The sequence below is a fragment of the Roseateles sp. SL47 genome, from assembly GCF_026625885.1.
In the GTDB taxonomy this organism is placed as follows: domain Bacteria; phylum Pseudomonadota; class Gammaproteobacteria; order Burkholderiales; family Burkholderiaceae_C; genus Roseateles.
Genome location: NZ_CP113068.1, coordinates 5,111,922 through 5,125,306 on the forward strand (window position 1 = coordinate 5,111,922; position 13,385 = coordinate 5,125,306).

Here is a 13,385-nt window from a genome sequence, read left to right on the forward strand (position 1 = left end):
CGGATTCAGTGAAGCGGCATCAATCGTCCCGCTTCGGGACCACGATGTCGCGGTTGCCATTGGTGGCCATCGCCGAGACGAGACCGGATTTCTCCATCTGCTCCAGCAAACGGGCCGCCCGGTTGTAGCCGATGCGCAGATGGCGTTGCACCAGCGAGATCGACGCCCGCTTGTGCTGCAGCACGATGGCCACGGCCTGGTCGTACATCGGGTCGGACTCACCGTCGCCGTCCGCCACCAGGCCGGGCGGGCCGTCGCCGCCGCCCGCATCGTCCAGCACGCCGCCTTCCAGAATGCCTTCGATGTAGTTGGGCTCGCCGCCCTGCTCTTTCAAGTACTCCACCACGCGGTGCACTTCATCGTCGCTGACAAAGGCGCCATGCACCCGCACCGGAAGTCCGGTACCGGAGGCCATGTAGAGCATGTCGCCCATGCCCAGCAGCGCTTCGGCGCCCATCTGGTCGAGGATGGTGCGGCTGTCGATCTTGCTGCTGACCTGGAAGGACAGACGGGTGGGGATGTTGGCCTTGATCAGGCCGGTGATGACATCCACCGACGGCCGTTGCGTGGCCAGGATCAGGTGGATGCCGGCCGCCCGCGCCTTTTGCGCCAGACGGGCGATCAGCTCTTCGATCTTCTTGCCGACCACCATCATCAGGTCGGCCAGTTCGTCGATCACCACCACGATGTGAGGCAGGCGGTCCAGCGGTTCCGGCTCTTCCGGCGTCAGGCTGAACGGATTGGGGATCTTTTCCTCGCGCTCGTTGGCGTCGGCAATCTTCTTGTTGTAGCCGGCCAGATTGCGCACGCCCATCTTGGACATGAGCTTGTAGCGCCGCTCCATCTCGCCGACACACCAGTTCAGCGCATTGCCGGCCTGCTTCATGTCGGTCACGACGGGGGCCAGCAGATGGGGGATGCCCTCGTAGACGCTCATTTCCAGCATCTTCGGGTCGATCAGGATCAGCCGCACATCACGGGCCTCGGCCTTGTAGAGCAGGCTGAGGATCATGGCGTTGATGCCCACCGACTTGCCGGAACCGGTGGTACCGGCCACCAGGCAGTGCGGCATCTTGGCCAGATCGGCCACCACGGGCAGGCCTACGATGTCCTTGCCCAGGCCCATGGTCAGCGGTGAGGCCGCATCGGCATACACCTGGGAACCGAGGATTTCGGACAGTCGGATGGTCTGGCGCCGCGCATTGGGCAGCTCCAGCGCCATGAAGTTCTTGCCGGGGATGGTTTCCACCACCCGGATGGAGGTGAGGCTCAACGACCGGGCCAGGTCCTTGGCCAGGTTGACGATCTGCGAGCCCTTCACGCCGGTGGCGGGCTCGATTTCATAGCGGGTGATGACCGGGCCGGGAGAAGCCGCCACCACGCGGACTTCCACACCGAAGTCCTTGAGCTTCTTCTCGATCATGCGGCTGGTCATTTCCAGCGACTCGGGCGTGACCGTCTCCACGCGAGGAGGCGGTGCATCCAGCAGGTCCACCTGCGGCAGCTTGGTGTCGGCCGGGTCCACAAACAGGGTCTGCTGGCGCTCCTTGGCCACGCGGGTGGACTTGGGCACCTCCACCACCGGCGGTTCGATGACGATGGGCACATGCTCTTCCACGAGCACCTGCCGCTCCACCTCCACCACGGCCTCGCGTTCACGCTTGGCGACCTTGCCGACACGTTTGTCCTCGGCGATTTCTCGCTTCACCACACGGCGCTCACGCAGGCTTTCCAGCCAGGTGCCGATGTGCTCGGCCACGCGCAGCCAGGAGAATTTCAGGGCCAGTGAGATACCGGCCACCAGGGCGGCAATCCAGACCACCCCGGAACCCGCAAAGCCCAGCAGCTTCATGCTCAAGGGGCCCAGCAAATACCCCAGCACCCCACCGGCATGGCCGGGCAGATGCGCTTCCCAGCCGTAAAGACGGGTCCACTCCAGCGAGCAACTGGCGGCCATCAGCAGCAGCACACCGGCGGCGGTGGGCAGCCGTTCCTTGAATGTGGGGGTGGCGGAACCATCGGCCCGCAACAGGCGCGCCAGGCTGCCCAGCCAGCTGCGCAGCCCCACCAGCAGCAGCCACCAGCAGGAGTAACCGAAGCCGAACAGCAGCAGGTCGGAGATCCAGGCGCCCAGGGTGCCCACGCGGTTGTGGGTCAGGGCCTGGCCGGCGGCCACGCTGAAGGCGTTGTCCGCCCTGTCGTGGCTGATCATCGCCAGCAGCACCAGGCACCAGACCAGCCCGCTGGCCAGCAGCCAGATGGGCGTGCGCAACGGGCTCACAGGCGCAGGCGCCGCCGGGGCGGCCTTGCGGGGCTTGCGGGCCGGGCGGTCGGATGATCGGTCGGACGAACGTTCAGCCGAACGCTCCGACGAACGCTCAGCGCGCTCGTTCGGGCGGTCGGCCGGATGATCGGACAGCTCAGCGGCGGCGTCTTCGCCGCCCAGCAGGGTACCGGGGAAACTCATGGTGCGATTGTGACGCAGCAATCCCCCGGATCCGCCGGGCAGCCCGCCCTGAACATGTTCAATCGTGTTGCAGGCGTTCCTTGATCACCACGGAACCGTTCTCCAGGGTCTCGATCACGCCCTTGTCTTCCAGGTCCTTCATGACCCGGCTGACCATTTCGCGCGACGCACCGACCACCTTGGCCATGTCCTGGCGGGACACCTTGCCACGGATGATCTTCACGCCCTTTTCCTCCTCGGCCATGTCCAGCAGCGTGCGCGCCACGCGGCCATACACATCCAGCAGGGCCAGGGATTCGATCTGGCGGTCCGCGTTGCGCAGGCGCGCCACCAGACCACGCAGGATGCCGTAGGCCAGGCTGCTTGGTTCCGGCAGGCCCCGGGCAAAGTCGGCCCGGCCCAGCACCAGCATGTCGGTCTGGACTTCCGCCCGGACCGTCGCCGAGTGCGGCTCGTTATCGATCAGGCTCATTTCGCCCACATAGTCGCCAGGCTGCAACACGGCGAGGATGACCTCCCGCCCGCGGTTGTCCGCGGTGAGGACGCGTGCACGCCCATTGAGCAGGATAAACAAGGCATTGGACTTGGTCCCTTGCTCGACGATCAGTTCCCCACGCTTGAAGCGCCGCTTGACGACACTGTCCGCAATGGACTGGGCCTGGTCAGCCGTCAACAGGGAGAACAAAGGGACCCTGCGGATCAGATCCAGGTTGGACAACATGGCCATAAAGAGGCACCTCCTGTCGGGGTCTAGGGTCAATCTGGAGATTCCGGCTGCACCCTCAAGGTGCGACCTAGAATGGATGCATTGTGCCAACTTGTTCACGGGTGTTCATAGGGTGAAGGCCGTAGGCTCACGCCCTTGTGCGCCCGACGTGCGTCCCCATCTTGTTTCCATGAGCCAAAACACCCGCCATACCCAGTTGCTGATCCTGGGGTCCGGCCCTGCCGGTTATACCGCCGCCATCTACGCGGCACGTGCCAATTTGAAGCCTTTGCTGGTGACCGGCATGGCCCAGGGCGGCCAACTCATGACCACCACGGAAGTGGACAACTGGCCGGCCGACGTCATGGGCGTGCAAGGCCCGGAGCTGATGCAGCGCTTCCAGGAGCATGCCGAACGCTTCCAGACCGAGATCGTGTTTGATCACATCAACTCGGTGGACTTCAGCAAGCGCCCCTTCACCCTGGTGGGCGACAGCAACACCTACAGGGCGGATGCCGTGATCATCGCCACCGGCGCTTCCGCCCAATATCTGGGCCTGCCGTCGGAAGAATCGTTCATGGGCCGCGGCGTGAGCGCCTGCGCCACCTGCGACGGCTTCTTCTACCGTGAGCAGGAAGTCTGCGTGGTGGGCGGCGGCAATACGGCGGTAGAGGAAGCCCTCTACCTGTCCAACATTGCCAGCAAGGTGCACCTGATCCACCGCCGCGACAAGTTCCGCGCCGAGCCCATCCTGGTCGACAAGCTGATGGACAAAGTGCGGGCCGGCAAGATCGAACTGCACCTGTTCAGCACGCTGGATGAAGTGCTGGGCGACGCCAGCGGTGTCACCGGCATCCGGGTCAAGAGCACCCAGGACAACAGCACCGAGGACGTGAAGCTGCAGGGCGTGTTCATTGCCATCGGCCACCGACCCAACACCGAGATCTTCCAGAACCAGATCGAGATGAAGGACGGCTACATCCGCACCCGCAGCGGCCTGGACGGCTTTGCCACCATGACCAGCGTGCCCGGCGTGTTTGCTGCCGGCGACGTGCAGGACCATGTCTACCGCCAGGCCATCACCAGCGCCGGCACCGGCTGCATGGCGGCGCTGGATGCGCAGCGCTTCCTGGAGCAGGAAGCCAGCTGAGCGTCATTGCGGACGAGGAGTTCGGCACGATTTCTGCGCTGAACCGACGCATCCGCCCCCCTCCCCCGGGCCTGCCACTGCGCAGGCCCTTTGCTTTGTGCTACAGTCCGTGGTTTCCCGCAGCGACCTCCTGTGAAGGGCTTCGGTACGGGAAATAAATGGGTTACCAAATGGGTAACTAAATGGGTTACCGCCACCCTTTCTGGCGAGGTGAGGCCGCCGTTGTCCCAGGTGTGATGGCTGGAGTGTTCCAGCGTTGCGCCGGGTGAATCAACGGTCGCTGTATGACAAGTATCGGAGTGTCCACATGGCACGCGTCTGCGAAGTCACGGGCAAGAAGCCCATGGTCGGGAACAATGTTTCCCACGCCAACAACAAAACCAAGCGCCGGTTCCTGCCGAACCTGCAATATCGTCGTTTCTGGGTCGAGAGCGAAAACCGCTGGGTCCGTCTGCGTATCAGCAACGCGGGTCTGCGTCTGATCGACAAGAACGGCATCGACGCCGTGCTGGCTGACCTGCGTGCTCGCGGTCAAGCCTAATCACTGAAGGAGCGACACCATGGCATCCAAAGGCGGACGCGAGAAGATCAAGCTGGAATCCACTGCCGGCACCGGTCATTTCTACACCACCAACAAGAACAAGAAGACCACGCCCGAAAAGCTGGAATTCATGAAGTTCGACCCCAAGGCACGCAAGCACGTGCTGTACAAGGAAATCAAGCTGAAGTAATTCAGCCTTTCCTGAACAAAAAACCCGCCGCTGGCGGGTTTTTTGTTGTCTGCGCGCGGGTGGTGCGCGCTGGGCGAGAGCCCTCGGACGGCGTCACGGCCCGGTGCGGGCCAGACGGTCCTTGTGCAGCAGCTCCTTGGCCATCCAGTCGTCCAGCAGCTTCTTCTCGTAGCGATAGGGTTCACTGTCGAAATAACGATTGACCGAACTCTGATAGTTCATGTCGTTGACCGTGGCCTTGCCTTCTTCCAGCACCTTGCCGTTTTCGCTGAGGCTGTAGGTGAACTCCATGCGCGGGATGGTCACCGTGCGCAGCACCCGAACCCGGTTGGCGGACACCCGAGGCTCCAGTTCACCCGCCAGATCGATATCGGTGAACTCAATCTTGAGCTGCTTGCCGGCCAATTCGCGGCTGGCCTGCAGCTTGATGTGGTCCTCGATCTGCTTCATGGCGTTGCGCCGGTCCCATTGGGTTTCACCGATGTCGGAGAAATTGTCCGGGTCCTTGAAGCTCACCTCGGCCTGCGCAAACGCGGATGCCGACAGGCCAAGCAAACCAACTGACACCCATCCCAACGCACGCAGGGACCCGCGCAGGGACACACCCAGGGAAGAAAGACGATTGGAACGGCGGCTCATGTGGCGCTCCAGAAATAAAGGTGACAGGGCCATTATGGGCATGCGAACCGGGGGACCGCCAGCAGGAGGGATATCCCCTCCGCTGTACGGATACCCGCAAGTTCGCCCATCGCCCAAACACCTTTAGGGCTCCAGCACCGCTTGGGCCGGCGGCAGGTCGGACTCAGCCGCCTCGCATCAGTAAGCCTGCCCCAGTTGCTCCAGGATGGCGGGGTTCTCCAGCGTGGAGGTGTCCTGCGTCACCGCCTCCCCCTTGGCTACCGAGCGCAGCAGCCGGCGCATGATCTTGCCGCTGCGTGTCTTCGGCAGGTTGTCGCCGAACCGGATGTCCTTGGGCTTGGCGATCGGGCCGATTTCCTTGGCCACCCAGTCCCGCAACTGCTTGGCAATCGCCTTGGCCTCGTCACCCGTCGGGCGGGGCCGCTTGAGCACCACGAAGGCGCAGATGGCCTCACCCGTCGTGTCGTCCGGGCGGCCCACCACGGCCGCCTCTGCCACCAGCTCGGTGCAGCTCACCAGGGCCGATTCGATCTCCATCGTGCCCATGCGGTGACCGGAAACGTTCAGCACGTCGTCGATACGGCCGGTGATGGTGAAGTAGCCGGTTTTTTCGTCCCGGATGGCCCCGTCGCCAGCCAGGTAGTAGCCCTTGAGCTCGGGCGGGTAGTAGCTCTTCTTGAAACGCTCGGGGTCACCGTAGATGGTGCGGATCATCGAAGGCCACGGCTTCTTCACCACCAGAATGCCGCCCTGCCCGTTCGGCACGTCATGGCCGGTTTCGTCCACGATGGCGGCTGCAATGCCGGGGAACGGCAGCGTGCAGGAACCCGGAACCAACGGCGTGGCACCCGGCAGCGGCGTGATCATGTGGCCGCCGGTTTCGGTTTGCCAGAAGGTATCCACAATCGGGCAGCGACCGCCACCCACGTGCTGGTGGTACCACTCCCAGGCGGCCGGGTTGATCGGCTCGCCCACCGAGCCCAGGATGCGCAGGGAACTCAGGTCGGAATGCCTCGGATGCACCGCCTCATTGGTTTCGGCCGCCTTGATCAGTGACCGGATGGCCGTGGGGGCGGTGTAGAAGATGGTGACCTTGTGCTTCTCGATCATCTGCCAGAAGCGGCCAGCGTCCGGATAGGTCGGGATGCCCTCAAACACCACCTCGGTCCCGCCCAGGGCCAACGGCCCGTAGGTGATGTAGGTGTGGCCGGTCACCCAGCCGATGTCGGCGGTACACCAGAAGATGTCGCTGTCCTTCAGGTCAAAGGTCCACTTGGTGGTCAGGGCCGCATGCAGCAGATAACCGCCGGTGCTGTGCTGCACCCCCTTGGGTTTGCCGGTGGAACCCGACGTGTAGAGCAGGAACAGGGGATGCTCAGCCTCCACCCATTCCGGCTCGCTGGTGGTCGGCTGGCCGGCCAGCACCTCGTGCAACCATTGGTCCCGGCCGTCCACCCAGCCGATCTTGCCGCCGGTGCGGCGGTAGACAATGACCTGGCGGATGGTCGGGCAGCTGTTGTCCGCCAGGGCCTCATCCACAATGCTTTTGAGCGGCAGGCACTTGCCGCCCCGGGCCTGCTCGTCGGCCGTCAGCACCATCACGGCACCGGCATCCTGCACCCGGTCGCGCAGCGACTGGGCCGAGAAGCCGCCAAACACCACTGAATGGGTGGCGCCGATACGGGCGCAGGCCTGCATGGCCACCACGCCCTCCACCGACATCGGCATGTAGATGACCACCCGGTCGCCCTTCTGGACGCCTCGTGCCTTCAATGCATTGGCCAGTTGGCAGGTGCGCGCCAGCAGTTCTGCGTAGGTGACGCGTGTCACCGTGCCGTCGTCGGCTTCAAAGATGATGGCCACACGGTCGCCACGGCCGGCTTCAACATGGCGGTCCAGGCAGTTGTAGCTGGCATTCAGCCGGCCATCCTCGAACCACTTGAAGAAGGGAGCATCGCTGTCGTTGAGCACCTGGGTGAAGGGCTGTTTCCAGCTCAGCAGTTCGCGCGCCAGACGCGCCCAATAGCCGGTGTAGTCGGATTCAGCTTCCTTGCACAGCGCCTCGTAGGCGGCCATGCCGGATACGTGCGCGCCCTGGACTGCGGAAGCCGGGGGGGTGTAGATCTTGTCGCTCATGCCTTTGTCTCCGTGCAGGCTGGATCGTGATGCGGAAGCTTCTGGTACCAACATCGTCCTGGCGCTCTGCCGCAGCGGCGGCGGCAGCCCACCATCGAAGTTTTGTTGTCCGATGCGCCGCGACTTTGCGGTTTCACACTGACGATCGCCTTACTCTACCGAAGGCGTTGCTTCACTAAAATCGAACTTTGGGGGTGGTTCGCCGCTGAACGCCCAGGTGTCAGCATGCACCCCAGCTCCGCCCGCGCGCGCCTGTTGACCGGCAGGCGCCCTCTCTCCCAAGCCAGGAACACGGAAACCATTACACATGTCCGACCACCAGCCCGAACGATCACCGCTCGCCGCCTCCAAGTTGGGGTTTTTCCCTGCTGTGATGTTTCACAGCCGCTGGCTGCAACTGCCGCTGTACCTCGGCCTGATCGTGGCCCAGGGCGTCTATGTGGTGCAATTCTGGAGCGAATTGATCCACTTGGTAGAAGCCGCCTTCGGCAATGAGCAAGCCTTGCAGCTGCTGGTCAAGAGCGTGGGCTACCGGGCCGAGATCCTGGCTGACGGGGGCCAGCTCAAGCTCAATGAAACCATCGTGATGCTGGCCGTGCTGGGGCTGATCGATGTGGTGATGATCTCCAACCTGCTGATCATGGTCATCGTGGGCGGCTATGAGACGTTTGTGTCACGGCTCAAGCTGGAAGGCCACCCGGACCAACCCGAATGGCTGGACCATGTCAACGCCTCGGTGCTGAAGGTCAAACTGGCCACCGCCATCATCGGCATTTCGTCCATCCACCTGCTCAAGACCTTTATCAATGCCAACAACATCGAGGTGAAGGTGCTGATCTGGCAAACGGTGATCCACGTGGCTTTCCTGCTGTCCGCCTTGGCCATTGCCGCGACCGACCGGCTGCTGGCTCACGGTCATTCCGACAAGGGCTAAGGATGACCAGCGGTCGGCTGATTGACGGCTGATTGACGACTCATCGGCGGACCACACCAACAACAACGGCGCCCTCGGGCGCCGTTGTTGTTGGTCAGCTTGCGGAGCGCCGTCGCAGCAGGATCAGCGTTCCAGCGATGCCGGACAGTAACGAGCCGCCGATCACACCCAGCTTCACCCGGGTCTCATAGTCCGCCGACAGCCCTTCAAAGGCCAACCCGCCAATGAACAGGCTCATGGTGAAGCCAATGCCACACAACACACAGACGCCGAAGAACTGCACCCAATCCGCGCCCCCCGGCTTGCTGGCCCAGCCCAGGCGGATCATCAGCCAGCTGGTGCCGAACACACCCACCGCCTTGCCGATCAACAGGCCCAGGGCGATGCCCATGGACACCGGATGCAGCAGGTCCGACACCGACAGCCCCCGTAGTGAGACGCCAGCGTTGGCGAAGGCGAACATGGGGAGGATGAGGAAGGACACCCAGGGATGCAGGCCGTGCTCCAGCTTCTCAGCCGGCGAGCGCCCTTCCCTGCCGGCGGACGGGACAAACAGCGCGGTGGCCACACCTGCCAGCGTGGCATGCACGCCGGACTTGAGCACACACAGCCACATCACCAGGCCCACAACGATGTAGAGGTCGGCACGCTGCACACCGGAGCGGTTCAGCGCCAGCAGCACCAGCAGGCAGACGGCTGCGGCAGCCAGCATGGCCAGGGACAACTGGCTGGTGTAGAAGAGAGCGATCACAACAATCGCCCCCAGGTCGTCCATGATCGCAACGGCGGTCAGGAAGATCTTCAGCGAGGTGGGCACGCGCGCGCCCAGCAGCATGACGATGCCGATGGCGAAGGCGATGTCCGTGGCCGCCGGAATGGCCCAGCCATGCAGACCGACGCTGTCCTGCCAGTTGAACGCGGCATAGATGAGGGCCGGCACGGCCATCCCTCCGAGCGCGGCCACCGCCGGCAGCACGGCTTGGGAGCGTTGCGCCAGTTCGCCGCTGACGAACTCCCGTTTGATCTCCAACCCGACCAGGAAAAAGAACACGGCCATCCAGAGGTCATTGACCCAGACGATCAGCGGCTTGGCCAGCACCAGGCGACCCTCCCCGATGTTGACCTCCCCCGGAATCTGGGTGAAGGCCGTATAAAGAGGGGCCCAGGCCGAATTGCTGAAGATGAGGGCCGCAATGGCGGCCACCGCCAGCACGATGCCGCCGGAGGATTCGCTGGCAAAAAAGCGCTTGAGGCCGGGGGTCAGGCGAGGAAGGTTTTGCATGGTGGTGAAGAGGCGCAAGGTCGCGGGCACTGCCAGTAAAGCAGCCACGAACGACAGGTGGGATGGCTCAAAAGAGGAAAAAACGGCCGTAGGCTAACACCCGGTGCGCACCATGGACCAAAGTTTGAGTGGTTCGGTGTTCCTATGGGGGTGGATGGGTCGAGGGCTGCTGCTAGCATCGCTGCCGCTTACCAACCAACAGGGAGTGTTTAGATGAAAGTAATCCTTGCCTTGGCCGCGCCGCTGCTGATGCTGACCGCCTGTGCCAGCCCGGAGTCGGGCGCCAAGCCGGAAGACACACAGGTCGCACAGAACCGCCCATGCGAACGCGGAGAAGCCCAGACGGGTTCGATGCTGACCAAGCGCGTCTGCGGCCCTGCGCCGACGGATGAGGAGCGTCGCCGCATGCAGGATGAAGCGGCAAGGATGGCCAAGCCCACCCGTGGAGCCATTCCGGGCAGCGGCAGCTGAATCGACTCCACCTCAGTGGCGGGGGGCCATGGGGTCTCGCAGGTCTCAAGCGCCTGCGAGGGGAGCGGCGAACGTGTAAGAACTCGCAGCTGCCACTCCCCCGTCAGCAGGCCGTCCGGCAGCTGGCGATAATGGAGGGGTTGCCTCACCGAGACAAGCCAACCATGACCACCACGATCCGCTACGCCGACCTCGTCGAAAGCGTCGCCGCCGCGCTGCAGTACATCAGCTACTACCACCCGGCCGACTACATCCAGCACCTGGCCCGCGCCTATGAGCGTGAGCAAAGCGCCGCTGCGAAGGACGCCATTGCCCAGATCCTGACCAACTCCAAGATGTGCGCGGAAGGCCGCCGCCCCATCTGTCAGGACACCGGCATCGTGAACGTCTTCCTGAAGATCGGCATGGATGTGCGTTTTGCGGATTTCCCGGGTTCGATCGACGACGCGGTGAACGAAGGCGTGCGCCGCGCCTACAACCACCCCGACAACAAACTGCGTGCCTCGGTCCTCTCGGACCCCATCTTCGAGCGCAAGAACACCAAGGACAACACCCCGGCCGTCATCTCGATGAGCCTGGTGCCGGGCAACACCATCGACGTGATGGTGGCGGCCAAGGGCGGTGGTTCGGAGAACAAGAGCAAGTTCGTCATGATGAACCCCAGCGACAACCTCGTTGACTGGGTGCTCAAGACGGTTCCCACCATGGGCGCCGGCTGGTGCCCGCCCGGCATGCTGGGCCTGGGTGTTGGCGGCACCGCCGAAAAGGCGATGCTCATGGCCAAGGAATCGTTGATGGAAGACATCGACATGTATGAGCTGCTGGCTCGCGGCCCCCAGAACAAGCTGGAGGAACTGCGCATCGAGCTCTATGAAAAGGTCAATGCGCTTGGCATTGGTGCGCAAGGCCTGGGTGGTCTGACCACCGTGCTGGACGTCAAGATCAAGACCTACCCGACCCACGCGGCCTCCAAGCCGGTGGCGATGATCCCGAACTGCGCGGCCACACGCCATGCCCACTTTGTGCTGGACGGCAGCGGCCCGGCCTACATCGACCCGCCGAGCCTGGACCTGTGGCCGGATGTCGAGTGGGCGCCGGACTACAACAAGAGCAAGCGTGTAGACCTGAACACGCTGACCAAGGAAGAAGTGGCCAGTTGGAAGCCGGGCGACACCCTGCTGCTGAACGGCAAGATGCTGACCGGCCGCGATGCGGCGCACAAGCGCATCCAGGACATGCTGTCCAAGGGCGAACCCCTGCCGGTGGATTTCACCAACCGGGTGATCTATTACGTGGGTCCGGTGGACCCGGTGCGTGATGAGGTGGTGGGCCCGGCGGGCCCGACAACGGCCACCCGCATGGACAAGTTCACTGACATGATGCTGGAGAAGACCGGCCTCATCGCCATGATCGGCAAGGCTGAGCGCGGCCCGGTGGCCATCGAATCCATCCGCAACCACAAGAGCGCCTATCTGATGGCGGTGGGCGGCTCGGCGTATCTGGTGTCCAAGGCGATCAAGGCGGCCCAGGTGGTGGGCTTTGCCGACCTGGGCATGGAAGCGATCTACGAGTTTGACGTGGTCGATATGCCGGTCACGGTGGCCGTGGATGCCGGCGGCACCAGCGCCCACATCACCGGGCCGGCCGAGTGGAAGGAGCGCATCGCTTCGGGCAAGGCGGTGACGATTCCGGTCACGGCGGGTTGAATGAAGCCCGGCCATGTCGGGAGCGGCTTGAACGCTTTTGACAGGTACTCAGCAGAACGGCCACCGAAGGGTGGCCGTTTTTCTTGATGAAACGTGCTTGCGGGGTACAGCCTCCCGGAGTCCGACCCCGGCATGCACGGTGCATTCAAACTCAACGACAGCCAGCAGTCTGCAGCTCCATCAGCCCCCCGGCTGGCTTTCTGCTGACCATGCTGCATTGCTTGTAGCCATCAAGCGAGCGCGTGAGCACGACGTTTGTGGATGAATAGCCGCAGATCGCCAAAGCACCGGGAGCGGCAGGCACCGACCAGATGACTGTTTCGATGACGCCTCCCTTGCCATCCTTCTTCGTTGTCACTTGCTCATAAATCGCACCCGCGCGAACGTCCAGAGGCCCTTCATTGATGCGGAATCCATCCAGCACATGTTTGGCCGTCTCTTGCCCTGGCGTAAAACCCGGGGGCACCTCGCCCGGCTGCTGATGGGTGGGTGGCAGTTGCTGCGGGCAACTGAATGGCTCGGACGCAGCCCAGGCAGGTTGCGAGCTGACGAACAGCACCAGGACGATTGCCCCTGACAGGGACCTACTCATTGGCAGTCGTTTCACCATTGGATCGTTGCGTAGTCGCTTCCATTGTGGAAGTAATCATCTTTAATCTTTCGGGACGCGGGATCAAAGTAGACAACACGCTCGGCAATGTTCTTTAGCCCGCGGTACTGCTCAATGATGGTAAAACCGACTACGACACCCTTCTCGAGCACGGGCTTCCCAAAAAGTCCAGAGTGTTGACCAGAACTGTTGTTCGGATAAAAGTTCTCTGCATTCCAGCCAGCCGCAATGGGAGTACCTGCCATGAGGGAGCCAACCACCTTTGCAGTCAGAGCCGTTCCCTTTTTCCAATTGTCCGGTTGTGTCATCGGCGCCCCAGCCAACTGCTTGACCAGTTCGGCACATTGCACGCTTCCATCACTTCTCTTTTTTACAGGGGTGTCCACATAAGTTTGGGGATTTGGGACGGCACCGAAGTGCTCGAAGTAGGCGCGAGAAACAATGGCGGCGGCAGGCATATTAGACCGATCGTGCGGATTGACGCCACGAGTCTACGAGGCGAATAGCGAAAAACAGAATGTCTTTGGTCACATACGAGCCCTGCATTCCGTAA

General features: G+C 63.0%; 13 protein-coding genes. 6 read left to right on the plus strand and 7 right to left on the minus strand.

The window, feature by feature from the left end; translation table 11 throughout:
• Positions 1 to 19: 19 nt before the first annotated feature.
• Together OU995_RS22110 and OU995_RS22115 are read right to left on the minus strand one after the other, a co-directional pair.
• A complete protein-coding gene (locus tag OU995_RS22110) occupies positions 20 to 2,467 on the minus strand; it encodes a DNA translocase FtsK (protein WP_267832288.1) in 2,448 nt (815 codons plus the stop codon).
• A 58-nt stretch (positions 2,468 to 2,525) separates the two neighbouring features.
• Entirely contained in the window at positions 2,526 to 3,194 is a 669-nt protein-coding gene (locus OU995_RS22115; protein WP_092947025.1) for a Crp/Fnr family transcriptional regulator, read from the minus strand.
• Between the two features lie 169 nt (positions 3,195 to 3,363).
• Here OU995_RS22115 and trxB point away from each other — a divergent pair, with 169 nt between their 5' ends.
• The 3 genes from trxB (at position 3,364) to rpmG (ending at position 5,054) form a co-directional block, all read left to right on the plus strand.
• Positions 3,364 to 4,323, plus strand: coding sequence for a thioredoxin-disulfide reductase (gene trxB / locus OU995_RS22120; protein WP_267832289.1), 960 nt, complete (start codon positions 3,364 to 3,366; stop codon positions 4,321 to 4,323).
• Between the two features lie 307 nt (positions 4,324 to 4,630).
• Positions 4,631 to 4,864 carry a 50S ribosomal protein L28 gene (gene rpmB / locus OU995_RS22125; RefSeq protein ID WP_058934742.1) on the plus strand — a complete coding sequence of 78 codons (234 nt, stop codon included), beginning with the start codon at positions 4,631 to 4,633 and terminating at the stop codon, positions 4,862 to 4,864.
• A gap of 19 nt (positions 4,865 to 4,883) precedes the next feature.
• Entirely contained in the window at positions 4,884 to 5,054 is a 171-nt protein-coding gene (rpmG, locus tag OU995_RS22130) for a 50S ribosomal protein L33 (RefSeq protein ID WP_025564431.1), read from the plus strand.
• Positions 5,055 to 5,147: 93 nt separating this feature from the next.
• On the opposite strand, the gene OU995_RS22135 is transcribed toward rpmG, so the two are convergent.
• A complete protein-coding gene (locus OU995_RS22135) occupies positions 5,148 to 5,693 on the minus strand; it encodes a DUF3016 domain-containing protein (protein WP_267832291.1) in 546 nt (181 codons plus the stop codon).
• Positions 5,694 to 5,870: 177 nt separating this feature from the next.
• Complete coding sequence (gene acs, locus OU995_RS22140) at positions 5,871 to 7,829, minus strand: acetate--CoA ligase (protein WP_267832292.1); 1,959 nt, start codon at positions 7,827 to 7,829, stop codon at positions 5,871 to 5,873.
• A gap of 307 nt (positions 7,830 to 8,136) precedes the next feature.
• Here acs and OU995_RS22145 point away from each other — a divergent pair, with 307 nt between their 5' ends.
• Positions 8,137 to 8,763, plus strand: coding sequence for a TIGR00645 family protein (locus OU995_RS22145; protein ID WP_267832293.1), 627 nt, complete (start codon positions 8,137 to 8,139; stop codon positions 8,761 to 8,763).
• A gap of 94 nt (positions 8,764 to 8,857) precedes the next feature.
• Here the strand turns inward: OU995_RS22145 and nhaA are convergent, their stop codons facing one another.
• The gene (gene nhaA, locus OU995_RS22150; RefSeq protein ID WP_267832294.1) at positions 8,858 to 10,045 is read right to left on the minus strand and encodes a Na+/H+ antiporter NhaA; all 1,188 of its coding nucleotides are present in this window, start codon (positions 10,043 to 10,045) and stop codon (positions 8,858 to 8,860) included.
• Positions 10,046 to 10,258: 213 nt separating this feature from the next.
• Here nhaA and OU995_RS22155 point away from each other — a divergent pair, with 213 nt between their 5' ends.
• The gene (locus OU995_RS22155; RefSeq protein WP_267832295.1) at positions 10,259 to 10,516 is read left to right on the plus strand and encodes a hypothetical protein; all 258 of its coding nucleotides are present in this window, start codon (positions 10,259 to 10,261) and stop codon (positions 10,514 to 10,516) included.
• 164 nt (positions 10,517 to 10,680) lie between these two features.
• Positions 10,681 to 12,222 carry a fumarate hydratase gene (locus OU995_RS22160; protein WP_267832296.1) on the plus strand — a complete coding sequence of 514 codons (1,542 nt, stop codon included), beginning with the start codon at positions 10,681 to 10,683 and terminating at the stop codon, positions 12,220 to 12,222.
• Positions 12,223 to 12,373: 151 nt separating this feature from the next.
• Here the strand turns inward: OU995_RS22160 and OU995_RS22165 are convergent, their stop codons facing one another.
• Positions 12,374 to 12,814: an STY0301 family protein gene (locus tag OU995_RS22165; protein WP_267832297.1), complete on the minus strand. Its 441-nt coding sequence runs from the start codon at positions 12,812 to 12,814 to the stop codon at positions 12,374 to 12,376.
• 11 nt (positions 12,815 to 12,825) lie between these two features.
• Positions 12,826 to 13,290 carry a BPSL0067 family protein gene (locus OU995_RS22170; RefSeq protein WP_267832298.1) on the minus strand — a complete coding sequence of 155 codons (465 nt, stop codon included), beginning with the start codon at positions 13,288 to 13,290 and terminating at the stop codon, positions 12,826 to 12,828.
• Positions 13,291 to 13,385 lie beyond the last annotated feature (95 nt).